The following is a 25182-nucleotide window of genomic DNA, read 5'->3' as shown; positions in this document are numbered from 1 at the left end:
GTCATGGCGCCGATTTTCAAGATGGCCAATGACGAACTGATCGCCGAAGGCATCACCACCATCTCCACGCGCCTGCCCGTCTACGCCGAGAAAACTTTTAAGTTCATGGACCAGCAAGGCATCCTGCAACTTCGCCTGGCGTTCGGCTTCGAGACCTACTTCGGGCGCAGGGACTTCGGCAAAGAAGGCCTGAAGGAGGCTGGCGGGTTGATGGGCAAGGGCACGCCGCGCGTGTGGGCCATCTCCGCCGCGCCCTCGGCCATCGACGGCTCGGGCAACCGCATGTGCGTGGCCACCACCCGCGTCGATGCCACATCGAATCTCGACAAGTGGTGGGGCTCGAACGGCCAGTGCCTGAATGACATTGAGTACAAAGGACCCAAGGGCGCTCCGATCAGCGCCAACTACTTCCGCGAGTTCCTCGACCTCAGCGCCCGCGACGGCGCGCGTCTCGCCAATACGCACGCCGCCGGCGACCGCTCCGTGAAGCTGATCCTGAATACCATGGAAGAGATGCAGGGCAAGTATGGCCCCAACTCCACAAAGAACTGGGCGCTCGATCACTGCCGCCTGGTCGATCCCGCCGACATGCCGCGCGCCGCGAAATTAGGACTCATGTTCAGTTGCGAATTCAGCTTGGGCGGAGAAGCCGCGGCCAAGATGTACGGCGAGAAGGTCGCCAATAATTTCCCGTCGCCCGCCAAGACCATGATCAAGAACGGCGTCATCGTCTCGAACGAGATGGGCGGCTTCGACGGCTTGGAAACCTCCATCACGCGCAAAGACCGCAACGGCAAAGTCTGGGGCGCGCATGAGCGCCTGACGCGCGAAGAAGCGCTCATCGTCTCGACGCGCAACGGCGCCCTCTACACCCTGAAAGGCGACACGCTTGGCTCGCTCGAGCCGGGCAAGCTGGCCGATATCGTCGTCCTCGACAAAGACTACATGACCATCCCCGAAGACGACATCAGCGAACTGAAAGCGCTGCTGACCATGGTGGACGGCAAACCCGTCTTCTCGAGCCCCGAGTTCGCCCGCGAATACGATCTCAAAACGCCCGGCATGGTGGTCTCGACGCTGGCCGACCTCCGCCTGCGTCGCAAAAGCGCGCAAGGCGTCGCCCGCCGGTAATTACAGTGGTTTGATTTTCCTGCTCTGGTAGCCACGGTCAGCGATCTGCTGGCCGTGGTTTTTTCCTGCCACCCCTCATTGTCATTCCTCTCACCTTTCGTTGTCATTCTGAGCATAGCGAGAAATCTGCTTTTGTGGTTATAATTAAACTAGTTCGAACTAGTTTAATTGGAGGCCGTATGGACTCGGTGGGAGCCTTTGAGGCCAAGACACATCTCTCTGACCTGTTGGACCGGGTAAGGCAGGGCGAAAAAATCACGATCACGCGCCACGGCGTTCCGGCTGCCATGCTGGTTCCTGTCGAAGAGAAGGGGACCAGATTAACGCACCAGGGAGTTGTGAAGGGCATGCGCGCTCTGCGGAAGCGGATTAAACCCGATCGCATGAGCATCCGCGAGATGGTGAGCGCAGGGCGGCGATTTTGACCGGGATCGTGGTGGATGCCTCAGTCGCGCTGGCCTGGTGTTTTCCCGACGAAGCCAGCGAATACGCAGACGCAGTGTTGGTGGCCCTGGAAGGCCGGACGGTAATAGTTCCAGCCCTCTGGTCACTGGAAATCACCAACGCAGTCATGGTGGCCGAGCGGCGTAAGCGAGTAAAGCAGTCGGACGTGCGGCGTTTTGTGGAACTGCTGGGCGGCCTGACGATCATCGAGCATTCACAATCCGTCGCCGAGACCATGCGCCATGTCCTTCCTCTGGCGCGGGAATACAATCTTTCCGCATATGACGCGGCCTATCTCGAAGTAGCCGTCCGGCAAGCAGCGCCGCTGGCGACGCTGGACACAGCGCTGCGCAAAGCCACCCGCTCCGCGGGCCTAAAGATTTATGTAGAATAACCTGACAAACCCAGGGATTGCGCAATTAGTCAAAGGTTGCGAATCTTGCGTCGCATGTCGGGACATACCCGCTATCAAGTTGCCTCTTGGGGGAGGGCACACCTGACTTCAAAATTCGAGAGACACACTATCGCTGTCTTATTGGGAGAATTTGATCCCGAAATAAGAATAAAATTCATCAAGGGTCACGATCGGCAGATCGACCGATTCGTGGGTCATATCGCGGAAGCATGCAGAAATTGGCAGCGGCTGGATGCTCAGGTTAAGGGCTCCATGGAACGAGCTCACATCACCGCGTTGGTATACGGAACTATTAATAATCTCGTAATTGCGATGAAGCTAATGATGATTGGGCTTCCCATCCAGTCTGGGCATGTACACCGACAAGTACTAGAAGGCATAGCTGTATCCATCCTTGCTTCGCGGCGCAACACCGGCGTACTAAAGAAGTACATGGACGGAAAATATTCAACGCAAAAGGCGATCTCTCATCTCGTTCGGCTTTCAAAAAATCTCGATCTTAATAAGGAGGGTGTGGAGACTCTAGAACGGGCATCCAAGTTCCGCGACCAATTTAGCCATCCAACGCAGATGACTATCGCCCACGCAATGTTTCTTAATCCTCCCGGGCCGCTTATTTTATGAGGGTTCTTCGATGAAGGCAAACTGGAGGTATATGAAAAGGAGTTTCAATCACTCGCTAGTTTAGCCGCAAACCTACCTAACAGCATCGACTGGATTGTGACAAGTGTAGAAAGTGATTGGATCGATGATCAAGGCAAGGTCAAATAGGAAGAGAACGAATTACCGGTCTCTTCCCCGATGTGGCAGGCCTCCGGCCTGCCCCTACAGGCAGGGGTGGCCGCGTCAGGCGACGACGGACAAGTGGCCTTGGCTCTTCCGTGTAGGGCGGACGGAGATTTCCACGTCCTGGCCAAGTGACGTTAGAAACTCCATCAACCGGCCCACGGAAAAACTGCCGGAGCGATTGCGCATCAGCAGCGAGACATGCGGCTGCTGGATGCCGAGAATCTCCCCGGCCTCCGTCTGCGTGAGGCCGCGCTGCTTGATCAGACGATAGATTTGCAACGTCAGGCGAGCTTTGAGCAGTTCCTGCTCGGGGTGGGGAAGTCCCAAGTCCGCGAAGACATTTCCACTGCCAGCTTCAAATTTTATATTGGGTCTCTTGCTTTTCATCTCAGTTCTGCCTTTCCCGCTTCAGCCGCTCCGCCTCGGCCAATCGCTGACGAATTAGCTCGATATCACGTTGCGGCGTGGCAATTCCCTTCATCGATTTTTTCTGGAAGGCGTGCAGGACGTAAATCACGTCCGCAAACTTCGCTGTGTAAACGGCCCGATACGTGTTGGTATCGTAGCGGTCCACGATCTCCATGACACGTGTGCCGCCGAAACGTTTCAGTGGCTTGGCGGCTGGGTCCGTCTCGCCCTGTTGCGCAGCGTATAGAGCCTTTCCGAAATCACTGCGAACCTGCCGTGGAAAAGTTCGCAGGTCGCGCCGGGACGATCCCATCCAGTGAACTCGCTTTGGTTCTCTCTCTACTATATAAATATACATATTAATATATGGATGGTCAATTGGAGGGAGTTAGAGGAGCTGAGGGCAGCTTGAAATGCGTGAACTTCTTAGGTGGGGCAGGCATTCTTGCCTGCCCGGTTTTGCGCACTTCGTGCGGGACAGGCAGGAATGCCTGCCCTATTGAAGCACGGCTGCTCACGCAGCGGGCTATTTCTTGCGGGACTTTTTGCCGAAGCGTTTGCCCATCACTTTGGCGGCGTCGGCGTCATCCAGCACGGGCGTTACCTGCATGTCCAGCAGGTCGGCCCACTCGGCGGAGTCTTCGGCCAGCGCGCGTGGGTCGTTCGACTCGACGATGTGCCAGCCGACAGTCGAGCCGGGTCCGTGCCAGCGAGCGATGGACTTCACGCCCTTGGGCGTCGGCCCGCCACTACCTAGAAAGCGCTCGGCGGCGGCTTCGTAGCAGCCTGGAAAAATCTCCCAGGTGACCATGAACTTCATAACTGTATTTATCCTTGTGTAAAATTTGTGTAGAGTCTCTGCCCCGGCCCTGCTGAAGCGCCCGAAGTTTCGGGCGTCCGAAAGTAATTCGCGACACCCAATTCGCACCACATCATTCGCAACAACAGGATCCATTGGATCGCTTTGGTCAGGGGCAAAATATACCGCACAACTACTCCGGGCGCACGTTAATTTTTGCAGTCAGGATTTCTTGGCGGGACCGATGGAACCGCGAACTTTGACGATCTGGAAAATTTGGAAAATTTGGAGCGCGGCGATCGGCCATGTAGGGCCGGGAGTAATATGGGTGGGAAGCCTGGATGAGAAGACGTTATATGGCGGGGACGTATTGCGTAGGGCAAGGCCACAAATTGTCACGTGTCCACAAAGGCAATATTCGAAAAGGGACGTGGCTTGTGAGTGACAAAATGGATGGGTTCGACGGCTGGAAGGCGATGAGAGGGCTTTTTACGGCAGAGACTCGGACCGGGAATCGCGAAAGTCTCTGGACTTGTGGTCGTCCGGAGGAACGAAAAGCTGTCGAAAACCTGACCGCAAACTCCGAGGCAACCGAGAAAACCTGAGAAGTTGATGATTTGGGCAACGCGAATTCTTTGGGCACATTCCGAAGATTCCGCAAAAGTGAATTGGACCGCTAAGACCGAGAGTCTGTGGGGCATGTGAGACCGGCCGGCGAGGGGAAATTTCGGCAGCGGATTTTCCGGCGCGCGTCCTTGACGGTGGGGTACCCGGACCGCTAGAATCTATAATTGGGGCACTTGCCCCTAGGCGTTCCCTCCGCGCAGGAAACCAACCTTAAAATCGGCAGGCAAATGGCAGGCAGGTATTTGTGTTTGAGAGTCTGACAGAGAAGTTCCAACGTGTCTTCAAAGGACTGCGCGGCCAGGCCAGCCTGAACGAGGAAAACGCCCGCGAGGCGCTGCGGGAGATTCGCGTGGCGCTGCTCGAGGCCGACGTTAGCTTGAAGGTGGTCAAGGATTTCATTGATCGCCTACAGGCCAAGGTGATGGGGCAGGAAGTTCTGGAGAGTTTCTCGCCGAGCCAGCAGGTGCTGAAGATTGTCTACGAGGAGTTGTGCGAGATTCTCGGCGGCAACGCGGCCAAGCTGAAATTCGCATCACAATCACCCACAGTGATTCTGATGGCCGGATTACAAGGCTCCGGCAAGACCACGACTTCGGCGAAACTGGCGCGCTGGTTGCAGAAGGGCGGCCATTTCCCTCTGCTGGTTTCGGTGGACGTCTATCGTCCCGCGGCGCGCGAGCAGTTGGCCGTGGCGGGAAAATCCGTTGGCGTGCCCGTATTTGCCAGCGATTCTGACAAACCGCTGGAACGCGCGTTGGCTGCGCGTTTGGAGGCCCGCAACAAGGGCATGAACATCCTGCTGGTTGATACCGCGGGCCGTCTGCACATTGACGATGAGTTGATGGGCGAGATGGAGGAGTTGAAGAAGGGCCTCGACCCGTCGGAGATTTTGCTGGTCGCCGACGCCATGACCGGGCAGGACGCGGTGCGCAGCGCCGAGGAGTTTCATCGCAGGCTCGGACTGACCGGCGTGGTGCTGACCAAGCTTGATGGCGATGCGCGCGGCGGCGCGGCGCTTTCGATCCGCGAAGTAACCGGGCAGCCGATCAAGTTCGTGGGCACGGGCGAGAAGCTCGACAACCTCGATCAGTTTCACCCGGACCGCATGGCCTCACGCATCCTGGGCATGGGCGATGTGGCCACGCTGCTCGAGAAGGCTAGCGAGGTGATGGATCGCCGTCAGGCCGAGTCGCTCGGGGAGAAACTTAGGACCAATAACTTTACCCTGGAGGATTTCAAAGAGCAGATCGGACAAGCGCGCAAGATGGGACCGCTCGATCAGTTGGCGGAGATGATCCCCGGGTTTAGCGGGATGAAAAACATTCCCAAGGAAGCGATTGACGAAAAAGAGCTGAATCGGGTGGAAGCAATAATAAATTCCATGACCGGGCAGGAACGGCGCAACCCACAGATTCTAAATGGTAGCAGGCGCAAACGCATCGCTAAAGGGAGCGGGACTTCGGTGCAGGAAGTAAATGTTTTGTTGAAACAATACGATCAAGCCTGCAAAATGATGAAGAGCATGGCTGGTCGCATGATGTCCAAGCTCGGCAAGAAGAGCCGGGTTGGACAACCAGCGTAGTCGGCATAGTTTCATATTGTGCGTATTCAAATCGAAGCAATGAGTAAACGATAGTCGAATGGATAGAATTCAGGAGGAAGTTTCTTGTTAGCAATAAGATTGGCGAGGGTGGGCGCCAAGAAAAAGCCACACTACAGGGTTATTGTGATTGAGAAAGAGCGTGCCAACACGGGACGTTTCGTCGAGATTGTAGGTCACTACAATCCTCGCGTCGAGCCTGTGCAGTTGAAGCTGGAATGGGAACGCGTTCAACATTGGATCAGCAAAGGTGCGCAGCCATCGGCAACGGTGCGTAGCCTCATTGATCGCAACAAGCCAGCGGAAGCTGCAAGTTCGGCGGCTTAATCGAATGCGCCTCCGGTGCAGGAGGCTCAGGGCAACAGATTCCGACGCGCGTTTCAATCAGTAGTCCCCAGAGGCAGCAGCCATCAAAGGCAGTAGCCCCCAAAGGTGCGGCAAGATCTCGCTTTAGCGTGTTGCGTTCTCATACACGTGAGACTTGTAGGAGGCCCCTGTGAAAGAACTGGTTGAAATGATTGCGAAGGCTCTGGTGGATAAACCTGACGAAGTCGCCGTGCATGCCATTGACGGTGAGCAGAGTACCGTCTTGGAATTGCGCGTGGCACCCGACGATCTTGGAAAAGTAATCGGCAAACAGGGACGTACGGCGCGCTCGATCCGCACCATACTGGGCGCGGCGGGCATGAAGCTGAGACGCCGCTTCACCCTGGAAATCCTGGAGTAGCGCGGAATCATCATGGCAGAACTAACGCGGCAGGAGGCGCGGCAGGAGGCACGCGAAGACGCGCTTGTTTGCGTGGCGCGTATCCGCAGCACCCAGGGGCGACGGGGAGAGATTGCGGCGGAAATCCTGACGGATTTCCCGGACCGTTTTGTGGCCGGAGCCAGCTTTGTCTTGAGAAGAGGCGCAACGGGCGGAGAGCCTGTTCCATATCGTGTGGATGACGCATGGTTCCACAAGGGCGGAGTCATACTGAAATTTGCGGGCGTGGACAGCATCTCGCAGGCCGAGACGCTGGTGGGATGCGAAGTATTGATCGCGCGTTCCGAGCGCCGCGAGCTTCCGGCTGGCTCGGTCTACATGCCGGATCTGATCGGGTGTGACATCGTCGAAGGCGGCGTCGAAGGCGGCGTCGAAGGCGGCGTCGAAGGCGGCAAGGTAATCGGTCGCGTTACGAATTGGGAAGAACCCGGCGGTGTTGCACTTCTGCATGTTGCGGTGAGCGGTGAGGACAATCGCAACCCGAATCGTAGCTATGAAGCGCTGATACCGTTCGCGGCGGAAATCTGCACGTCGGTGGATGTGGCCGGACGGGTTATCCATGTAAGACTGCCGGAGGGATTGCTGGATGTGAACCTCGGCGAGAAGGAGCGGAAGGAAAACGCTCCACGGGCAAAGGAAATTTAGGATCGCGGAAATGCAGTGGTATGAATGACGGCAGTGGTATAAATGACGATTGATATCGTCACCATTTTTCCCGAGTTTTTTTCCGGACCCTTCGAGCACGGCATGATACGCCGGGCCCGGGAGACGGGGCTGATGGATTTGGCCATCCACGATTTGCGCCAGTTTACCGAGGACCGGCACAAGACCGTTGATGATCGGCCATTTGGCGGCGAAGAGGGCATGGTGCTCAAGCCGGAGCCGCTGTTTCGGGCGGTGGCTGAGTTGCAGTCGAAGCGGCAGAGCGCAAGTGGACGCGGTCGCGTGATTCTGCTGTCGGCGCAGGGGCAACGGTTCCGGCAGCCGCAAGCGGCGCGGCTGGCCAGGGAAGATAGGCTGATTTTTCTCTGCGGTCGCTACGAGGGCGTGGATGAGCGAGTGGCCGAGTATCTTGCCGACGAGGAACTTTCGATCGGCGATTACGTGCTCTCCGGCGGAGAGTTGGCCGCAGCGGTGGTGGTAGACACGATCGCGCGACTGTTGCCGGGAGTTTTGGGAAACGCGCAGTCGGCTGTCCGCGAATCATTCTCGGTGCCGGTCAATGTGGAGAATGGTGTGGGGAGTGAGGCGGAGGCCGGGAGCGAAGAGGCGGTCGGAATCTTAGACTGTCCTCATTACACGAGGCCCGCTGTCTATACGGATCTTCATTCAGATCAAGGCAGCGAGATGCCCCGCGAGATGAAGGTACCGGAAGCGCTGCTCTCGGGCAATCACCGGCAGATTGAAATTTGGAGACGCCGCAAGGCGCTTGAAAAAACCTGGAAGAACCGGCCGGACCTGCTTCGCATCGCCAAGCTTGACGCGGAGCAACGAGGGTGGCTGGAAGAATTGAAAGGCGCGGAGAGGATGAATTCCCCCGCGCGGAAAGCAGACGAGCAATGAACGCATTTGAGAGAGCAACCAAAGTGGAGCGGCGCAAAGAGATTGCACCCTTCAGTCCCGGTGATACCGTTCGGGTTCACGTGAAAATCAAGGAAGGCGAAAAAGAACGCGTCCAGGCGTTTGAGGGTGTGGTCATCGGCGAGCGTAATCTCGGCCCGTCGCGCACCTTCACCGTACGCAAGATCAGCTTTGGCCAGGGCGTCGAGCGTATCTTCCCGTTCCACTCTCCCACGGTAGAGAAAGTGGATCTGGTGCGTCGCGGGACCGTCCGCCGCGCAAAGCTCTATTACCTGCGTGGACTGCGCGGTAAGGCTGCCCGCATTCGCGAGCAGATTCAGAACAAGAACTAGCGAGATACCGCTTTGACCCGGAGCAATCTGCCCTCAGGCAACTTACGGTTGTTTGTGGAAGAGTCTGCGAGCGATGCGGATCGCTCCGGGTCATTCGAGCTGGGCCGTCTCGAAAGTTTATCCGGCCCGGGTCAGCACTTCCCCACTCCGCCGCGATACATACTCAATAAATTTCGGCTCAACAAACTCCGTCAGAAAAATCATCGAAACGGATGTACGCGCTGGTTCGAGAAGCAGGCCGCCATCGCGGGTTTTGAGCGCCCAGCGGGTGCGGACGAAGCCGGGCGCGGAGCCTTGTTTGGACCAGTCATGGCCGCCGCCGTTATCCTGAATCCCTCCCTCCGCATTAAAGGAATCAACGACAGTAAGCAACTCACCGCCGCCCGGCGTGAGGAACTCGAAGCGCAGATCAAGGCCACCGCGTTAAGCTGGTCCGTTGCCGAAGTCGATGCGGGGGAGATTGATCGAATTAATGTCTATCAGGCCTCACGAGTGGCGATGCGCCAAGCCGTGTTGACCCTGCATCCCGAACCTGATTTTGTTTTTGTGGACGCGCTACGGCTGGACCTGATGACTCCGCAATTATCCCTGATTCATGGCGACGCGCTGTGCCTCTCCATTGCCGCTGCATCCATACTTGCCAAGGTGGAGCGGGACCGCAGGATGCAGGAATATGAGCGGATATTTCCTGGCTACAATCTAGGACAAAACAAAGGCTACGGTACCGCCGAACACTGCGCGGCGCTGCGCAATCTGGGCGCCACGCGGCAACACCGCCGGTCGTATGCGCCCGTCGCGGCAGTTGCGGCGGCAAAGCCCAAGGCCTCCGAGAGTCTTTTCTGATGGTCTGGATCATTTGCTGTGGCAGCACCCGCTTAAGGGGCAGGTTCGCTCCTGATGGGGATGCGACAGAAGCGCGCAAACTTCATGTACCATTAGAGTTTCGATGCCACACTCTGAAGTTGTTCCCAAATTCTTGTCACTGGCGGCTTTACAGCCTACAATGAATTGTTCGCACTAAATGGCAATGAAGGTTCTTCGATCCAAACTTCGTCGCCACATCATATGGCCCTCAATAATGGTCCTGGCGGCCATTGCCCTTTCTCCTTTCCTTTTTAGTTATCACATTCCCCCGACACTGTTATGGTTATCGGTTTATGCCATGGGGGTGGTGGGATTGCTATTCGCCATCGGCCTTTCAATCGATCGAAACCTCCTTGGCCCGGTAGAAAAACTGGCCAAAATAACGGACTAGATTTCGCCTGGAACTCGCGACATTACAGACTCGGATTCCGACTCGGATTCCGATGAGATCACCACGCTGGCGCGGGCCGTCAGCAACATTTCCAGCCAGATACGGGAGAAGGAAGCCACGTGGTTGGGCGATTTGGAGCAGAGCACCGAGGCAGTGCGCAAGCTGTCGCGCAATCTTCAGGAACAGGCCACCAGCTTTGAAACCGCGCTCAATTCGATGGATTATCCCATCTGCCTGTTTGAGTCCTCCGGCAAAATGTTGCAGGCCAACCAACGATTCACGCAGTATTTGGGGGGAACCGCGGAGAACATCCGTTCTTTGGATCTGTTGTCCACGGTTGGGAAATTACGCAAGGTGGTTGTCGCTCCAGAAAAATTGAAAGCCACCGCTGCGGCCATTTATCGCAAGCCGTCCCAAGCCAGTGACAATGTATTTCTGCTGCATGACGACAAGGGCAGCCTGCGGTTGTATTGCGTGCCGGTTTTTGGTGAACTCTCCAGCTTGGTTGGCATCATTATCTCCACCGGAGAGCGAACGACAGCCAGCGAAGTGGAACACCGCAAGAGTGAATTTATCTCGACCGTTTCGCACGAACTGCGAACCCCGCTGACGGCCATCAAGGGAGCCGTGGGTCTGGTGCTGGGAGGCGCGGGCGGTCCGGTGCCCGGTCCCATCCATGACTTATTGGACATCGCCAGCAGCAACACGGACCGGTTGATTTTGCTGGTGAATGACATCCTGGAAATTTTCCGCATGGAGACCGGCAAACTTCAATTGAAGCCGATCCCCGTAGGTGTCTTGGAACTGGTTACCCGTTCGCGATCCATCGCCGTTTCGCAAATCGAGCCGGGTCAAGTTCGAATTGAGAACCGCATTATGCCAGGACTGCCCAATCTACTTGTCGATCCAGAAAGCATGGAGCGAGTGCTGGCACAATTGATCGCAAATGCAGTCAAGTTCTCTCCTGCAATGGGTACGGTGCGAATTGGCGCCGAGCCGTCCAGCGACAATCCCCGCATGTTGCATTTATGGGTCCAGGATGAAGGCAAGGGTGTTCCGTTTGAGGCGCAGACGCGTATCTTCGATAAGTTTGAACAGGCCGAAAGCGTGATGACCCGAGAGCATCAGGGTTCTGGTTTGGGTTTGGCCATCTGTCGAGGCGTCGTGGAAAGCCATGGTGGAAGAATCTGGGTTCGCAGCGACCCCGGCAGGGGGAGTATATTTTCCATGTTGCTTCCGATGGCGCAATCCGTCTAATGGCAGTAGTCGCCAGCCAGTGTCAGGAACAATCAGGAGAGCATGCTGGTTCTGGTTGTGGACGACGATGCGGACACGCGGCGAATTATTGTTCGCATGTTGAATCTTGAAGGGCATCGCGCCATTGAAGTGGGTACCGGCGGTGAGGTCCTTGATGCCGTGCTGCTCCACCATCCGGATGTCATAACCCTGGATCTGATTCTTCCCGACATGACAGGCGTGGATGTACTGCGAATGCTCAAGGGAAATCCAAAGACAAGAACCGTCCCGGTAATTAGTCTGTCGGTTAATGATGAGTTAGCAGGGAAAGTGCTGCAGGCTGGGGCGACCCTATTTTTGCGCAAACCGGTGGAGATGGCCACTTTCCTTCGCGCGATTCGCTCCGCTTTCTCTCTCGCGGCCCCCAAATCGGCCTAAGTGGAGTCCAGCGCAGTTTCACGGCAAGAAAGAATAAGAATGGAAATTCGCAAGGCCTTATTGGTCGAGGATGAGCAGGATATCCGGAAGGTGGCGCAGATCAGCCTGCAGTTTCGGAGTGGGTGGACTGTTATTGTTGCCAATGATGGCATCGACGGCTTGGCCATGGCTGCTGCGGAAAAGCCGGACTTGATTTTGCTGGATTGCATGATGCCGCGCCTGGATGGATATGAGACTTGTCAGAAGCTGAAACTGGACCCCAATCTGCGGGATATTCCAGTCATCTTTTTGACTGCGAAGTCGCAGGAGTCGGAGATCCGCAAAGGGCTCCAGCCGGGCGCCATCGGCTACTTGGTCAAGCCGTTTAATCCGATGAGTCTGGCGGATGAAATTAAGAAGCTATTAGAGAGTGCCAAGACCGCTTGAGCGAATCGTTTGCCGTCGGCTGATAGGAAGAGGCAATGGCCACAACTTCGTGACTGACATACTACAACATCCCGGACTTATCCTCGACAGCCTGGCCCGCGGCATTCTTGTCACGGACGCTAACTGGCGCGTGCATTACGTTAATCGCTACCTCGTCGAGGGGCTTGGAACGACAGCAGATTATTTCCTCGGGAAGAATTTGATGGAGTTGGCGCGGGAGTTTTCCCAGCGCGAGGCGACAGGAGAGCTGCTACGGACTCTTGGAAATATTACGCCGTCGCCTCCCAAGAACCTGCTCACATTGATCTTCCCGGTGTTAATTCCCAAGCGCAAGTTTATCCGCATTATTGTGCAACCACACAATCCCGCGCCCGGAATGGACGGTCCTGAGGCTAGAGGCTATCTCTTTACGTTCGCCGATGCCACGCAGGAAGGCGAGATTGATGAGATGAAGAATGATTTCATCTCCGTGGCCTCGCATGAGATGCGCACGCCCATGACTTCCATCAAGGGAGCCCTCGAACTCTTGCTGGGTGGCTATGCCGGGGAACTTCCTCCGGAGGCTACGGAACTACTCGGAATTTCTCTAACAGCCGTGGACCGGTTGGTACGGTTGATCAATGATCTGCTGGACATCGCCAAAATTGATTCCGGGAAAATGGAACTGCATCTGGATAAACACGATATGGGAGATATCGTCCGGCGGTCGATGCGCAGCTTGCGTGCGCTGGCCGAGACACATCGTGTTTCCATCCAGCTTGATCAGCCCGATCCATTGCCTCCTGTGCTGGCTGACCGGGACAGATTGGATCAGATTGTCACGAATCTTCTGTCGAATGCTCTGAAATATTCTCCCCCGGAAAGTGTCGTCCGAATTCGCGTTGGCCACTTTGGCCAGACGATCCGCGTTACGGTTACGGATGAAGGGCCAGGAATTCCCAAGGATCAGTTGGAGCGGGTATTTGATCGATTCATGCAACTGCAGGGAGCCAAGAATGGCACAGGCCTTGGCCTGACTATTTGCCGTGCCCTCATCGAACAGCACCGGGGAAGCATCTGGGTTGATAGCGAACCTGGCCACGGGGCCAGCTTCAACTTCGACTTGCCTCTCGCCAATCCATCCGAATGATCGTATGCACGAGAGGTCATTGAGCGGAATGCTTCGGGAACCTCGTAGTTGAGGCCCGCGAAGCGATTTTTTGCGGGCGGGGTATGCTGGGAGAATTCTCAGGCGGAGGCGCCCAGTGCACTGAGGAGGGCTTGCAGAACTTCATCGCCAGCGCGCTTGCCGCAGACAATCGAACGACGTTGTGCGGCGTCCATCACTAAAATATTCAACATATTGCGGGGAACACTGTATTCCTCGCGCAAGCAGTACGTCCGTATGAGTCTAAGGACCATATCGCTTTCCTGCAGCGATTGAAATCCCAATACAAAAACAAACGCATTGTTTTTCCATCCCGAACGGCGCTTGGACATAAGCGCGTCGATTTGTTTGAGTAGCTCACGGGTGATGTTCGGATTGAGCACCGGAAAAATTCGCAGGGCTACCCAATAATTTCCACCCCAGGTTTTTCCTTGCAGCGACCACATCCAGCCGGGCTCGCTCTCATCCTTCATTTTCGCGGATTCGCCTGCTTGCATCACCTGGAGCTTGACCTTTTCAAAGAAGTCCTGCGAAACCGACTTATCCACGTCTAAGTTTTGCCGAGGCTTGCCGGCACCCGGCCTGGACATAGGAGCGACGGGGATTTCCCAATCGTTTGAAGCTGAGGGTGTCGCCAAGGGGATCGACGTGGGAGATCGTTCCAATAGAAGTTCGCGATCAAAGGCTTTCCGGCGCCGTTCGTCGGAAAGGACTGCGAAAGCTTCATTGATCAGAATCATCTTTTCAGACGCGGTGATGGTCTCCTAACCCTGCACATGGTCCGGATGAAATCTCTGGGCCAACGCCCTGTATGCCTTCTTTATTTCCGAAGTGGTGGCCTCATGGCCAACGCCAAGGGTTATGTAATAGTCTTTAATTACAGATTTACGATATTCCATAGGCTCGACGGAGGAGGCGGGTGACACGCGCATTCAATTCGGCCACATTGAAGGGCTTGGAGACATAATCGTCCGTGCCCACCATATAACCGCGGATGCGGCCTTCCTCACTTGGATTGGCGGTCAGCATCATAATGGGAATGAAGGCGGTCTCAACTTGCGACCGAAGTTTTTCGCACACTGCAAAACCATCCATGCCCGGCATCATGACATCAAGAATGATCAGGTCCGGATGGTTTTTCGATGCCATCTCAACACCCTGCGTTCCATTGGAAGCCAGTTCGGTGTTGATATCAAATGGAAGCTGTTCAAGCGATTTGGCTACGACCAACCGGATAGCAGCGTCATCATCAACAATCAGGATACGCGGCATCTTGCTAGGCGCGGTGTCGCCATTCGCCGAGGGGGCGTCCGTTCGCAACGAAGCGGCCGGGCGGCGGACTGCTGTAATTGGAGAAGCCGGGATGCCGGAAGTGGTTACGTGAACTGGTTCTGCTGAAGTCGTGTCGGTAACGCCGCTGAGATCGGCCGCAGGAAGAAGGCGCGCCGGATCGGTCATCTCGTCCGTCACGGGAGCCTTGCAGTACGGGCACATCTTCCAATCCAGCTTCAGGTGCTGATTGCACCGGCCGCAGAGCGTCTTCAGAGAAGTGAGGCAGTTGGGACAAAGAGCATATTCAGCCTCAACCGTAGCTTTGCAGCTTGGGCAACGCTCCTGCTTCTGGGCGGAGAATGCTTCCTGTTCATCCAGTTGCAGGACTCGGAAGAGTTCGCTGATGGCGGTCAATCCCGCGCGGGCCTTGTCCATGCCACGCTCAAGCAGGAAAGTCATTCCCTGTGCCCGCATCGCGGCTTGGATCTCGTACTCAGATGCCTTGCGCACGATCAGCTCGCGGACGGTGTTGTTGACAGTCAGCATCTCATGGACGGCCATTCGTCCGGAGAATCCCGTTTCGCCGCAACGCTGGCATCCGCCAGCCTGAAAGTATTGTGTCCCATCAGGAACAACGCCGAGTCGTTCGAGCATTCCCGGTGGAGGATCGTATGGCTTCTTGCATTCCTGGCAAAGTTTTCGCAGCAGTCGCTGAGCGATAATCAGAGTAATGGAGGAGCTGATCAGCACCGGGTCCACGCCCAGATCGAGTAAACGGTTGATGGTGGCGATGGCGCTGTTGGCGTGCAACGTCGAGAGCACCATGTGGCCGGTCATGGCTGCATGGAAGGAAATTTCAGTCGTTTCGAGATCACGCATTTCGCCGATCAAAATTACGTCAGGGTCTTGCCGCAGTATGGATCGAAGACAACTGGCAAACGTCAATCCCGCCTTGACGTTGACTTGGACCTGATTGATCCCCTGCATCTGATATTCAACCTGGTCTTCCACTGTAACGATATTCACTTCAGCGCTCTTGCGATAACCCAGGCTGGCGTACAGCGTAGTGGATTTACCACTTCCCGTCGGTCCCGTAACAAGGATCAGTCCCTGCGGTTGATTGAGCGACCGCATCAGAATTTTCAAATCCGCGGGATCGAGATTTACCTGTTCCAGAGTGGGAAGTTCGGTGCCGGAAGAAAGAATTCGGAGCACGATCTTTTCGCCGAACAATGTTGGCAACGTGGAAACGCGCAAATCATAGGATTTACTTTCACGTTGGACCTTTATGCGTCCGTCCTGGGGCAGACGGCGCTCCGCGATATCCAGCTTCGCCAGAACTTTCATACGCGAACTAATCGGCGTCCCGAGCCACTTCGGCAGTTGCATCAATTGACGCAGCACACCGTCAATACGGGCTCGGACTTGGACATCATTGAGAGTGGGCTCAACGTGAATATCCGTTGCGCGCTGGTTGATCGCATCCTGAATAATCAGATTAACGACCTTGATGACAGGGGGAAGCTCGGCCTGGCTTCTACCGTCGGAAAGGTCAATCTCGGCGCCCGTGTTCCCGTCGCCGGCGATGATCATCAGATCCGTGGCGTCATCCAGACCATCCGTGAACGCCTTCAGGCTGTTTTCCGGCTCGTAAAATTTCGCAATTGCGTCGAGAATTTCCGTGCGCGTGCAGACCAGCACCTTCAAGGTGCGCCCGATCTTGAACTCGACCTCCTGCATGGCTCGGTAGTCGGTCGGATTGGCCATGGCCACCAACATATGGCGGCCCTCTGTCCGGATCGGGATACAGAAATACTTGCGAGCGATATCCTGCGGAAGAAGCTTGACGGCTTCAGGATCGATGTTAGCGGTGGCCAGATTGACGCGCGGGAATCGCGCATAGGCAGCTAGCGAGTCGGCGAGACCTTCTTCGCTAACCCGATCATCGGCCAGCACCGACTCGATCAGAGATTTATTCTCTGACGAGCTTTTGACTATCGCGTTTTTAATTTCATCAACGCTTAGTCCGCCAGCCTGGATCAGATGTTGGTCTTTTTTCTCTGCCATTCCCAACCTTGACTTCCGGGTTGTGTCGGATCCCCATCTCCATTTTCAGCATGGAGGCACATGGGAAATCCCGGATACAGTTTCCCTTGAGGGCGGATGCCACCCTTTTACTAACATCCAATCTTGCCATTCTATCCGCTATCGGGCTGCTCTGAGAAGGCCAGATACGGAAAAACCGCAATCGCCTGTTAACTTGTTCACTTCAGGGTAAACCGCCCGGCCACCTTGGGATCAGAGCACGCGGCCACCAAGGCACACTCGAAAGGAGACCAAGGTCGAATTATCGGCAACCGCTGGCAAGGAAACAATTCATGGATTAGGTTATACAGAATGAATACAAAAAGGTACGGAGATGCCACTGCGCAGGCTCGTATAAAGGCTGCTTCACTATGAATGCTTTGGTGATAACAGGGAACTGGCAGATCAGATTTTAGCGAACGCGAGGGGCATACTTTTCATTGATGGCCAGGCTGATCTGCTCAACGGGCAATCCCGCCTGCGACATGGCTTTGGATTCAACCGCGATCGTCCGGCAAAGGGCGCAGCTTACGCCGTGGTTATCCTTGAAGCAGTCCAGATTATTCCGATGCCCCGAGTTTGCGAAGCAGCCACAGTAGCAGGGTATGTGCTCCAGAACTTCCGGTACGTCGCGCGCAGCCTGATAGGAGGCGCGAACTTCCGGCTCGTTGAAGCTGGACGGCTCCAAAGTGTACGGGCGCTTATCCAACGGCTTGGCCGGCAACACCAGGCGATTGCGGAGCGAGACAGGAAGCGTTTCTGGGTCAATCGCGCCCGTGCCGCTCTTCGGGGAAGCCGCCGAATCGACCGTGCCGCCACTTCCGCCGAGGAACCACGCGGATGCAATCCCGGCGATTACTATGACGGCCAGGAAGCCTTGAATGATTCGTTTCGATTTGCGCCTTTGGCTGACGCTTCGTTTAGGATTCCCTGCTTTGCTCATGAACAAAGTCTAGCACGAAAAAAACCGGGCGCAAATCCCTACAATATTTCGTCACAGTCTCGTGCTTGGGGACTTACCGGATCGACAGCCATCGCCATTTCGTGGCGACTTCGTCTGAAAAGATTGCTCCATCGTGTTGTACAATCAAGACAGTTCTCCCCAGCCTGTATGTTTTATTGGCAACATTTGGAGGTGTTCTATGCTGCAATTCGCACTTTAATTCATAGTCAAGCAGTCGCGTATTCGCGCCACTGCGCAGCGGCTTCCGCTGGTGTGTGCAGGCTTGTTGGCCGGAGCATTTCTCTTCTCACATACTTCCCATGCGCAAAGTAAGCAGGAGGAGCGCCTGGCGGAATCAGCCAAGGTGTTGAAGGAAGTTATGGACACGCCGGACAGGGGTATTCCGCAGGACCTGCTATCCCGAGCTGCCTGCAGCGTGGTTTTGCCGAGTGTGAAGAAGCTCGCGATCGGTATCGGGGGGCAGCATGGAGCAGGATTCATCCTGTGCCGCCGCAACGAGGGCAAAGGAGACTGGGGGCCGCCATCGGGGTTTTCCATGTCCGGGGGAAGTGTTGGCCTTCAGCTGGGAGCCTCGGCGACCGACTATGTTCTGCTCTTCATGAACATTGATGGAATCAGAAAGTTGTTGCAGGATAAGTTCACGCTCGGCGTGGATGGTGCAGTTGCCGCTGGCCCCGTTGGACGCAACGTAACGGCAGCCACGGATGCGCAGATGACCGCCAAGGTGCTGTCCTATTCCCGCAGTAAGGGCCTGTTCGCTGGAATCTCTCTGAATGGCGCCGTGCTGAGTCCCTCTGGCGACGACAATAAGGCGTTATACGGACGGGAAATTGCTGCCAAGGATTTGCTTTTAACCGGCGGGAGTCCGCCGCCTTCTGCGGCGCGCCCATTGCTTCAGTTGCTCGGCAAGCTATCTCCGGGCCTGTCACGCAAGCCTCTTTAATTAGTGGTTGTCGCGGATTTACTGCGCAGTTCAAAATATTCATCCAGCGACGTTTTCCAGTCCGGGAGCGGCGCGATGCCAAGTTCCGCGAACCGGGATGAGGTCATCGCGGAGTAAACCGGGCGCTGGGCAGGAAGATTCAGCGCAGCCCACGTCGTAGGGATCAATTCAATAGTTGCTGACGAACCGTTGGTTTGGGACGCCAGCCAGCCAATGATGTGGGCTGCATTTTTCAATCGCGTGCACGGCCCGGACCCGGCCAGATGCAGGATGCCTGCGGCCGGGGTTTTGTCTCTTCGGGCGATTAACTGGCCAATGCCTCTCGCCAGTTCCCGAGTCCAGGTTAGGCAGGAGATTTGATCCGCAACCGCCTTCACCGGACCGCCGCGCTGCGCTTGCTCCACGACGCGATCGACGAAGTTGACGCGGTGCAGTCCGTACAGCCAGGATGTGCGGATCACCAGGTGCGTGGATGGTGCGACCGGGGAGGCCAGTACGCGGCGCTCGCCCTCCAACTTGCTCTGACCATAGCAGCTCAATGGGTGCGTGGCATCCTGCTCAACATATTCCGGCGGCTCCGCGAGACTCGGCGCGGATGGTGGAGCGACTTCAGCGCAGCGATCCGAACCGTCGAATACGTAATCCGTGCTGATGTGAAATACCCGTGCGCCAACCCGTTCGGCGGCGCGTGCCACGTTACCAGCGCCACGAGCGTTCACGGCCATGGCTTGCCCGGGTGAGCGCTCACAACCGTCCACGTCCGTGTACGCCGCACAATTGATGACTAGTTGAGGTTTGATGTCGGCGAATATTTTCGCTAGCGAGGTCTCATCGGTAATGTCGCAAGTCGCATGATCCAAGGGAAACAGTTCATGGAAAACCGCCAGTTCCTGCTGAAGGTCACGCCCCAACATACCGTTTCCGCCGGTGATCAATATGCGCATATGTGGTCTCTCGTGCGTGCGGACTAATGCCCCGCCAATTCCTTTAGAAATTCCATCTGCTCATTGGGCGGCAAGAACGAAGCCTCAAAAGAATTCACCGCCAACTGCCGCAGCTCCCCTCGCGAGAAACCAAACACCTGGTGAGCCAGCAGATATTCGCTGTTAAGATCAACTCCGAACAAAGCCGGATCATCCGTGTGCAGCGAGACGCGCATTCCCGCATCAAAATAATCTCGCAACGGATGATGACTGATTTCAGAAATTCCGCCAGTTCGCAGATTGCTTGTCAGGCAGATTTCCACCGGAACCCGAAGCTGCGCAAGATGCTCCACCAAGCTGCGGTCCGCCGCCGCGGAAAGTCCGTGCCCAATGCGCTCGGCATGAAGAATCCGCAATGCGCTCCAGATGGATTCCGGACCCACCGCTTCGCCGGCGTGGGCCACCCGTCGCAACCCGCGCTGACGGGCAAACCCAAATATCGCACCGAAATTTTCCGCTGGGCCAGAGGCTTCATTGCCGCCGATCCCGATGCCCACGACCCCGCGGCCGGTCAAGCGGGCCGCGCTGCGTGCTACTTCCCATCCCTGCTCGAGTGGGAGATGCCGGACCGCGTCGAATATCCATTGAGCTCGAATCTCAAAATCACGCCGCGCGCGGCGCGCGCCACGCTCGACACCGCTGAATAGCGGCTCGACGGCCTGTTCCCTCCACACCATCACTCCGACCGAAAGAGTGATCTCCGCATAGCGGACATTCTGCGCGGCCATCCGTTGCAGTGCCCTGTATGTGATCAGCTCGTAATCATCGGGCGTCTGAAGATGCAGGCAGACCGCTTTGAACGCGTCGAGAAATGCGGAATATTCCCTGGTCTGATAGAGCGCGTCCACCGCCGCTCTTCCCTGCGCGAAAAGCGGGGAGCGCTGCTGCGTGGCAAGCTCCCAGAGCGTGTCGGCATCAACCGATCCTTCCAGATGAACATGCAGCTCTGCCTTGGGGAGGGCGGCAATAAACTGAACGATTTCTGACGGGCTGGCCGGCGATGGAGATGAACTGGGAGAAGACATGGCGAACTCTGGAGCAGGACGAGAAATAGACAATCACGCCAGCGGGGCACGGCAGATGCACCTTGGGTGATCTGCCGTGATTGCGCGAGGTATCCGCTCTGCCAGTTAGCGCTTGCTCTGGCCGCGCATCATTTTCTTGATTTTTTTCTTCGCCGCGCCACGAGCTTCCGTGCGCTTCGCCTTGGGCGGCTGCGCCTTGCGGGCGGCGCGCTTGAGCTTTTTTCGTTCTGCCGGGTCTTTTACTTTCTTGGTGTCCATGTTCAGGTGTCCTCAAATTTTGTAATGATGAATCTCGTACCGAAAACTTTTTAATGGCCCGCCACGGTCATCTCGGAAACAAGTATTGTGGGCGATGCCAGCGAACCGCGAAACTCCAGGTCGGAGCCAACCGCCGCGATATTGCAAAAGATATCCAACAGATTTCCGGCAACCGTTACTTCTTCGACAGGGTAGGCCAGCTTGCCGCCCTCAATCCATAGCCCGGATGCTCCGTGCGAAATATCGCCAGTGACGACGTTTACACCAAATCCCATGAAATCGGTGACATAAAAACCATCCTGTACCGAACCGATTATCTCCTCGGGACTCTGCTTGCCAGCCTGCAAATAAAAATTGTGCGACCCGATGGAAGGACTACCCGCGATGCCTCGCGAGGCGTTTGCGGTGGTGGGCATGTTTAACTTTCGCCCGGTGTAGCTGTTCAGCAGATAGTTCCTCAGCACGCCGCCTTCGATGATGACGTTGCGCCGCGTCTTGACCCCTTCGTCGTCGAACGGCGCGGACCCGAACCCGCCCGGAATGGTCCCGTCGTCAATGATTGTAACTTGATCGGAAGCGATCTTCTCGCCGAGCTTGCCTGAAAGATAGGATGCGCGCCGGTAGATGGCATCGCCGCTAATGGCGTCGCCGATGCTCGATATCATTGCCCGCGCCGTCCGCTGGTCAAAGATCACTGGAACCTTGGTGGTGGCCACTTTTCGAGCGCCCAGTCTGCGCAGCGCGCGCTCGGCGGCAATGCGTCCGACTTCCTCGGCGGCTTCGAGGCCCGAAAAATTACGCGCGACGGAGTACCAGTAATCGCGCTGCATTCCCTGCGCACTGTCGCCTGAAGAAGACGCAATCGGCGCTACCGACAACGAACAAAATGAACGGGCGTACTCCCCGACGAAGCCTTGCGATGTGGCCAGCACCTTGCGTCCGTAGGAGGCGTCGCAGGAGGCGCCCTCCGAATTGCGTATTCTGGGATCGGTCGAGAAGGCAGCTTGCTCACAGCGGAGAGCGGCATTGATCAACGCCGGAGCCTCGATGCGCGTTACCTCTTCGGAATAAAGTTGCAAGTCCAGATCATGTTTTCCAAGCAACGCCGGATCGGCCAGCCCCGCGCCAGGGTCTTCGGAGGTGATGTGGGCGGCGTCCAGCGCCCCGGAGACCAATCGCCGAATACCCGCGCCCGAAAAATCGGAGGTGTAGGTACTGGCTGAGCGCTGCCCGATCATCACGCGGACGCCCATAGCCTTCGAGCCTGCTTGCTTAATCTGTTCGACTTCTCCGCGACGAACCGTTACCGAGGCTTCATTGCCTTCGCGCACCACGCAGTCGGCGGCCGTGGCTCCGCCTTTCACCGCGGCGGCCACCACTTCCTGCGCGAGTTGTTGCAGATTTTCCATGGGTAAGCCGATTAGCCGGTGCCCCCGACCGTCAGTCGATCCACTTTGATGGTCGGTATGCCGACGCCCACCGGCACGGACTGGCCATCCTTGCCACAGGTCCCGATGCCTTCATCGAGTTGCAGGTCGTGGCCCACCATGGAGACCTGGCGCAGCACCGTGGGGCCATCGCCGATCAGTGTGGCGTTGCGCACCGGGCGCGTTACCTTGCCGTCTTCAATCAGGTAGGCCTCTGACGCCGTGAATACAAACTTGCCGTTGGTGATGTCCACCTGTCCGCCGCCAAACTGCACGGCGTAAAGGCCGCGCTTGACTGAGCGTAAAATATCAGCCGGATCCGACTCACCGGACAACATATATGTATTAGTCATGCGCGGCATGGGGATATGCGCATAACTCTCTCGCCGACCGTTCCCGGTAAGCGTGGCGCCGGTCAGTTGGGCGCTGAGCCTGTCTTGCAGGTATCCGCGCAAAATTCCCTTTTCGATCAGGACAGTCGTGGATGTGGGAGTGCCCTCGTCGTCCACGTTGAGCGAACCGCGGCGGCTGGGCAGGGTACCGTCGTCCACCACCGTGCAGATGTCGCTGGCTACGCGCTGGCCAATCATCCCGCTGAACGCCGAAGTCTTCTTGCGATTGAAGTCCGACTCCAGCCCATGTCCGATCGCTTCATGCAACAGGATGCCGGGCCATCCGGGGCCTAACACCACTTCCATCTCACCCGCCGGAGCGTCCACCGCATCCAGTTGCAGAATGGCCTGGCGCGCGGCCTCCGTGGCGAAGTGCTCGGGAGTTTTTTCGTTGAGAAAGAAATCGAACTCGACGCGCCCACCTCCCCCGCTTGAGCCGCGCTGGACCTGCGAGCCATCCTGCGCCAGACAGAAAACGCTGAAGCGGGCCAGCGGCTGGTAGTCGCCAGTTATGCCGCCTTCGGAAGTAACATTCAGTATGGTCCGCACTTCGTCGGCGTATCCGGCCCTGACCTGCGCGATGCGGGAGTCATGGGCGCGGGCGGCGCGGTCGGCGCGCCAGACCAGATCCAACTTGGTGGCGAGGTCCATGTCCGTAGGCGCTTGCACAACAGGATAGAGGTTGCGTGCCAAGGCCTGTTGGCTTTGCTCATTGATGTTCATGGAGACGACGCGCGCCGGCGCGCTGGAGATATGCGCTGCCAGGCGTGCGGCCTTCACGATCTTGTCGCTCGATAGATCGTCGGTGTAGGCATATCCCGTGCGCTCGCCAGAGATGACACGGATGCCGCAGCCCACCGAGACGCCCTGGGTGGCGCCCTTAACGAGAGACTCGTCGAGGCTGATGGAAGATGTGGACCGGTACTCGAAGTAGAGATCGGCGTAATCTCCGCCATCGGCCAGCGCGGCGGAGAGATAGCGGTCAAGATCGGTATCTGACAAGCCGTATTTTTCGGAGAAGAATTGTCTGGCTTGGTTCCTGTATTGAGGCATGTAATTGTTGGCGAATGTGCTCCTTCAGCCACCTTAGCACAGCTAGGGATGACCGTCAAAAAAACACCCCGACAATGCCCCAGCCATATTGAAGAGCACCCTGAAAACATTAGGCTCGGTCGGGACTAGCCAGGGAGTTGGCCAGAGAGTTGGAAAATGATTACCGGCACCGCAAAATAAATTTGCAAAAGGGGCTTGCATTGGCCAATGAGCGCAGGGTACAATCGCCATCTGTTTTGAACTGATCGTAAGCCGGCACTTTGAACCGATTTGATAACGGGCCTGAGCAACCCGGATTCGAGTTTGCAGTTGACTCGAAAGTCAGAGCGGTCGATAGTATTCTTGAAGTGTCGGTATTCCGCATTGACATGGCAAGGAATGAGCATCCTTGGTACGCGACGAATGGGGTAACTTGAAACGCAACCTCAAACGCGCATTCCAGGGAAAAGTACTTGCCACTCCCGGGCAGGGATGATATAAAAGGCTTTCGTTTACCCTGTGGTCCTATGAAGTATAGGCCGATATATTCTCTGAGCGGGGAGTTGCGGCCACGGACCAACGGAATGCCTGGGAACAGGTTTGGCGAACTGACATCCGGAACGACGGTTAGCAATACGAGCCGGAGATTCAAATGTCAGGGCGCAATTGTTCTGAGCAGCCTTGTTAGGACAGTAAGTTTTTGAACAGAGCGTTTTGAGCGAAATGCTCTGAGGCAATTGTTCTGAGCATGAGAGGGAGTGGGGCGCGGGCAGTCTAGAGCAGCCGCAACGTCGCTCTAAGGGTTTAACAGAAATTACGTTCACATCCATTTATGGAGAAGGAGAATTAACACAAATGAAAAGAATGACCATGAAGTTTATGGCCTTGACTCTGATGATGGTCGCCAGCACGGCGGCCCTCTACGCTCAGGGCGTGGCCTTCACCTCCACCAGCTTGCCTCGCCAGATGCGGCAAGAAGGTTTAACTGAAACGGCTGGCGAAGTGGTGCTCACCGCCCTCAACGCCGGTATTATCCCCGCCGTCGCGGATGCGGGTTCGACTATTGACCTCGTGTTCTCTGTGGCGATCACCAATGATGATGCAACAGCACCTGCTGAAATCTCGCTGGCCAACAATGTTACCTGCGCCGGCCCTGGTTTTGCCGGAGTCTGCCCCGCCGGCTTGGTAAGCGCATCGCTGATAGGAGCCAGCACCGTGCGTCTGCGTTTCTTCACCAACAATACCACGTTTGTAGTTGGTGATCAGATCAACATCTCCCGCATTCGCGTCAACGCTAACGCCGCCCTCGGCGTGGGCAGCGTGTCGGTAACGATGTCCGGCATCAGCCAGAATCCCTCCGCTCGCCCGATCACGTTTACTGATCCGCAGCGTCAGGTGGGCGTGCTG

Annotated in this window: 28 protein-coding genes; 17 read left to right on the top strand and 11 right to left on the bottom strand. The window is 56.6% G+C overall.

Translation table 11 applies throughout. The annotated features are described in order from the left end of the window. The 4 genes from EXQ56_12040 to EXQ56_12025 all read left to right on the top strand — a co-directional run. Nucleotides 1-1131 (top strand): hypothetical protein (locus EXQ56_12040; GenBank protein MSO21165.1); only part of this gene is annotated, 1131 nt, incomplete at its 5' end. A 179-nt stretch (nt 1132-1310) separates the two neighbouring features. Continuing rightward, nucleotides 1311-1556 carry a type II toxin-antitoxin system Phd/YefM family antitoxin gene (locus tag EXQ56_12035; protein ID MSO21164.1) on the top strand — a complete coding sequence of 82 codons (246 nt, stop codon included), beginning with the start codon at nt 1311-1313 and terminating at the stop codon, nt 1554-1556. After that, the gene (locus tag EXQ56_12030) at nt 1550-1969 is read left to right on the top strand and encodes a PIN domain-containing protein (protein ID MSO21163.1); all 420 of its coding nucleotides are present in this window, start codon (nt 1550-1552) and stop codon (nt 1967-1969) included. The genes EXQ56_12035 and EXQ56_12030 overlap by 7 nt, the downstream gene beginning before the upstream one ends. 54 nt (nt 1970-2023) lie before the next feature. After that, nucleotides 2024-2614: a hypothetical protein gene (locus EXQ56_12025; protein ID MSO21162.1), complete on the top strand. Its 591-nt coding sequence runs from the start codon at nt 2024-2026 to the stop codon at nt 2612-2614. 222 nt (nt 2615-2836) lie between these two features. On the opposite strand, the gene EXQ56_12020 is transcribed toward EXQ56_12025, so the two are convergent. The 3 genes from EXQ56_12020 to EXQ56_12010 form a co-directional block, all read right to left on the bottom strand. Beyond that, nucleotides 2837-3166, bottom strand: a complete 330-nt coding sequence (locus tag EXQ56_12020) for an XRE family transcriptional regulator (protein ID MSO21161.1) — start codon at nt 3164-3166, stop codon at nt 2837-2839. Nucleotide 3167: 1 nt separating this feature from the next. Next, on the bottom strand, nt 3168-3545 hold the full coding sequence (locus EXQ56_12015) for an addiction module toxin RelE (protein MSO21160.1): 378 nt from the start codon (nt 3543-3545) through the stop codon (nt 3168-3170). A 168-nt stretch (nt 3546-3713) separates the two neighbouring features. Continuing rightward, on the bottom strand, nt 3714-4007 hold the full coding sequence (locus EXQ56_12010; GenBank protein MSO21159.1) for a DUF3303 domain-containing protein: 294 nt from the start codon (nt 4005-4007) through the stop codon (nt 3714-3716). 850 nt (nt 4008-4857) lie between these two features. On the opposite strand from EXQ56_12010, the gene EXQ56_12005 reads away from it, so the two are divergent. From EXQ56_12005 to EXQ56_11955, 11 genes are all read left to right on the top strand, one after another. After that, complete coding sequence (locus EXQ56_12005; GenBank protein MSO21158.1) at nt 4858-6195, top strand: signal recognition particle protein; 1338 nt, start codon at nt 4858-4860, stop codon at nt 6193-6195. A gap of 84 nt (nt 6196-6279) precedes the next feature. After that, nucleotides 6280-6540 carry a 30S ribosomal protein S16 gene (locus EXQ56_12000; protein ID MSO21157.1) on the top strand — a complete coding sequence of 87 codons (261 nt, stop codon included), beginning with the start codon at nt 6280-6282 and terminating at the stop codon, nt 6538-6540. Between the two features lie 187 nt (nt 6541-6727). Next, complete coding sequence (locus EXQ56_11995) at nt 6728-6940, top strand: KH domain-containing protein (protein MSO21156.1); 213 nt, start codon at nt 6728-6730, stop codon at nt 6938-6940. Between the two features lie 12 nt (nt 6941-6952). Continuing rightward, nucleotides 6953-7624, top strand: a complete 672-nt coding sequence (gene rimM / locus EXQ56_11990) for a 16S rRNA processing protein RimM (GenBank protein MSO21155.1) — start codon at nt 6953-6955, stop codon at nt 7622-7624. Between the two features lie 42 nt (nt 7625-7666). After that, nucleotides 7667-8542: a tRNA (guanosine(37)-N1)-methyltransferase TrmD gene (gene trmD / locus EXQ56_11985; GenBank protein MSO21154.1), complete on the top strand. Its 876-nt coding sequence runs from the start codon at nt 7667-7669 to the stop codon at nt 8540-8542. Then, nucleotides 8539-8892, top strand: a complete 354-nt coding sequence (locus tag EXQ56_11980) for a 50S ribosomal protein L19 (GenBank protein ID MSO21153.1) — start codon at nt 8539-8541, stop codon at nt 8890-8892. Before trmD ends, EXQ56_11980 begins: the two co-directional genes overlap by 4 nt. 12 nt (nt 8893-8904) lie before the next feature. Then, a complete protein-coding gene (locus EXQ56_11975; GenBank protein ID MSO21152.1) occupies nt 8905-9735 on the top strand; it encodes a ribonuclease HII in 831 nt (276 codons plus the stop codon). 535 nt (nt 9736-10270) lie between these two features. Next, nucleotides 10271-11404 (top strand): HAMP domain-containing histidine kinase, encoded by a 1134-nt coding sequence (locus tag EXQ56_11970; GenBank protein MSO21151.1) that lies wholly within the window; start codon nt 10271-10273, stop codon nt 11402-11404. A gap of 42 nt (nt 11405-11446) precedes the next feature. Further along, on the top strand, nt 11447-11821 hold the full coding sequence (locus tag EXQ56_11965; GenBank protein ID MSO21150.1) for a response regulator: 375 nt from the start codon (nt 11447-11449) through the stop codon (nt 11819-11821). A gap of 39 nt (nt 11822-11860) precedes the next feature. After that, nucleotides 11861-12247 (top strand): response regulator, encoded by a 387-nt coding sequence (locus tag EXQ56_11960; GenBank protein ID MSO21149.1) that lies wholly within the window; start codon nt 11861-11863, stop codon nt 12245-12247. Nucleotides 12248-12296: 49 nt separating this feature from the next. Further along, nucleotides 12297-13376 (top strand): hypothetical protein, encoded by a 1080-nt coding sequence (locus EXQ56_11955; protein ID MSO21148.1) that lies wholly within the window; start codon nt 12297-12299, stop codon nt 13374-13376. A 98-nt stretch (nt 13377-13474) separates the two neighbouring features. Here EXQ56_11955 and EXQ56_11950 read toward each other — a convergent pair whose 3' ends face one another. The 4 genes from EXQ56_11950 to EXQ56_11935 form a co-directional block, all read right to left on the bottom strand. Beyond that, nucleotides 13475-14134 (bottom strand): hypothetical protein, encoded by a 660-nt coding sequence (locus tag EXQ56_11950; GenBank protein MSO21147.1) that lies wholly within the window; start codon nt 14132-14134, stop codon nt 13475-13477. 24 nt (nt 14135-14158) lie between these two features. Next, nucleotides 14159-14293 carry a hypothetical protein gene (locus EXQ56_11945; GenBank protein ID MSO21146.1) on the bottom strand — a complete coding sequence of 45 codons (135 nt, stop codon included), beginning with the start codon at nt 14291-14293 and terminating at the stop codon, nt 14159-14161. Beyond that, nucleotides 14280-16733, bottom strand: coding sequence for a response regulator (locus tag EXQ56_11940; GenBank protein ID MSO21145.1), 2454 nt, complete (start codon nt 16731-16733; stop codon nt 14280-14282). The genes EXQ56_11945 and EXQ56_11940 overlap by 14 nt, the downstream gene beginning before the upstream one ends. Before the next feature lie 430 nt (nt 16734-17163). Then, nucleotides 17164-17694, bottom strand: coding sequence for a hypothetical protein (locus EXQ56_11935; protein MSO21144.1), 531 nt, complete (start codon nt 17692-17694; stop codon nt 17164-17166). 364 nt (nt 17695-18058) lie between these two features. Between EXQ56_11935 and EXQ56_11930 the strand changes: the two genes are divergently transcribed. Continuing rightward, nucleotides 18059-18658, top strand: a complete 600-nt coding sequence (locus tag EXQ56_11930) for a hypothetical protein (protein MSO21143.1) — start codon at nt 18059-18061, stop codon at nt 18656-18658. On the opposite strand, the gene rfbD is transcribed toward EXQ56_11930, so the two are convergent. The 4 genes from rfbD to tldD all read right to left on the bottom strand — a co-directional run bounded on the left by rfbD (nt 18655) and on the right by tldD (nt 23796). Further along, nucleotides 18655-19602, bottom strand: coding sequence for a dTDP-4-dehydrorhamnose reductase (gene rfbD, locus EXQ56_11925; protein ID MSO21142.1), 948 nt, complete (start codon nt 19600-19602; stop codon nt 18655-18657). The genes EXQ56_11930 and rfbD overlap by 4 nt on opposite strands. A 23-nt stretch (nt 19603-19625) precedes the next feature. After that, a complete protein-coding gene (gene add / locus EXQ56_11920; protein ID MSO21141.1) occupies nt 19626-20666 on the bottom strand; it encodes an adenosine deaminase in 1041 nt (346 codons plus the stop codon). 308 nt (nt 20667-20974) lie between these two features. Further along, the gene (locus tag EXQ56_11915; protein ID MSO21140.1) at nt 20975-22333 is read right to left on the bottom strand and encodes a TldD/PmbA family protein; all 1359 of its coding nucleotides are present in this window, start codon (nt 22331-22333) and stop codon (nt 20975-20977) included. Between the two features lie 11 nt (nt 22334-22344). Next, nucleotides 22345-23796 (bottom strand): metalloprotease TldD, encoded by a 1452-nt coding sequence (gene tldD, locus EXQ56_11910; GenBank protein MSO21139.1) that lies wholly within the window; start codon nt 23794-23796, stop codon nt 22345-22347. Nucleotides 23797-24630: 834 nt separating this feature from the next. Here tldD and EXQ56_11905 point away from each other — a divergent pair. Continuing rightward, nucleotides 24631-25182: hypothetical protein (locus EXQ56_11905; GenBank protein MSO21138.1), on the top strand; the 552-nt coding region annotated here is incomplete at its 3' end.

The organism is Acidobacteriota bacterium, from assembly GCA_009691245.1.
Classification (GTDB): domain Bacteria; phylum Acidobacteriota; class Terriglobia; order 2-12-FULL-54-10; family 2-12-FULL-54-10; genus SHUM01.
Note: the sequence above shows the minus strand (reverse complement) of the source record. Positions and strands in the feature narration are given on the sequence as shown.

What these genes read in the sequence shown, in the direction of transcription:
- EXQ56_11940 (MSO21145.1), bottom strand. Translation starts at nt 16,733, where the DNA reads ATGGCAGAGAAAAAAGACCAACATCTGATCCAGGCTGGCGGACTAAGC.
- EXQ56_11935 (MSO21144.1), bottom strand. Translation starts at nt 17,694, where the DNA reads ATGAGCAAAGCAGGGAATCCTAAACGAAGCGTCAGCCAAAGGCGCAAA.
- EXQ56_11965 (MSO21150.1), top strand. Translation starts at nt 11,447, where the DNA reads ATGCTGGTTCTGGTTGTGGACGACGATGCGGACACGCGGCGAATTATT.
- EXQ56_11960 (MSO21149.1), top strand. Translation starts at nt 11,861, where the DNA reads ATGGAAATTCGCAAGGCCTTATTGGTCGAGGATGAGCAGGATATCCGG.
- add (MSO21141.1), bottom strand. Translation starts at nt 20,666, where the DNA reads ATGTCTTCTCCCAGTTCATCTCCATCGCCGGCCAGCCCGTCAGAAATC.
- trmD (MSO21154.1), top strand. Translation starts at nt 7,667, where the DNA reads ATGACGATTGATATCGTCACCATTTTTCCCGAGTTTTTTTCCGGACCC.
- rimM (MSO21155.1), top strand. Translation starts at nt 6,953, where the DNA reads ATGGCAGAACTAACGCGGCAGGAGGCGCGGCAGGAGGCACGCGAAGAC.
- EXQ56_12015 (MSO21160.1), bottom strand. Translation starts at nt 3,545, where the DNA reads ATGTATATTTATATAGTAGAGAGAGAACCAAAGCGAGTTCACTGGATG.
- EXQ56_11950 (MSO21147.1), bottom strand. Translation starts at nt 14,134, where the DNA reads ATGATTCTGATCAATGAAGCTTTCGCAGTCCTTTCCGACGAACGGCGC.
- EXQ56_12020 (MSO21161.1), bottom strand. Translation starts at nt 3,166, where the DNA reads ATGAAAAGCAAGAGACCCAATATAAAATTTGAAGCTGGCAGTGGAAAT.
- EXQ56_11980 (MSO21153.1), top strand. Translation starts at nt 8,539, where the DNA reads ATGAACGCATTTGAGAGAGCAACCAAAGTGGAGCGGCGCAAAGAGATT.
- EXQ56_12035 (MSO21164.1), top strand. Translation starts at nt 1,311, where the DNA reads ATGGACTCGGTGGGAGCCTTTGAGGCCAAGACACATCTCTCTGACCTG.
- rfbD (MSO21142.1), bottom strand. Translation starts at nt 19,602, where the DNA reads ATGCGCATATTGATCACCGGCGGAAACGGTATGTTGGGGCGTGACCTT.
- EXQ56_11995 (MSO21156.1), top strand. Translation starts at nt 6,728, where the DNA reads ATGATTGCGAAGGCTCTGGTGGATAAACCTGACGAAGTCGCCGTGCAT.
- EXQ56_12010 (MSO21159.1), bottom strand. Translation starts at nt 4,007, where the DNA reads ATGAAGTTCATGGTCACCTGGGAGATTTTTCCAGGCTGCTACGAAGCC.
- EXQ56_12025 (MSO21162.1), top strand. Translation starts at nt 2,024, where the DNA reads ATGTCGGGACATACCCGCTATCAAGTTGCCTCTTGGGGGAGGGCACAC.
- EXQ56_11915 (MSO21140.1), bottom strand. Translation starts at nt 22,333, where the DNA reads ATGGAAAATCTGCAACAACTCGCGCAGGAAGTGGTGGCCGCCGCGGTG.
- EXQ56_11945 (MSO21146.1), bottom strand. Translation starts at nt 14,293, where the DNA reads ATGGAATATCGTAAATCTGTAATTAAAGACTATTACATAACCCTTGGC.
- tldD (MSO21139.1), bottom strand. Translation starts at nt 23,796, where the DNA reads ATGCCTCAATACAGGAACCAAGCCAGACAATTCTTCTCCGAAAAATAC.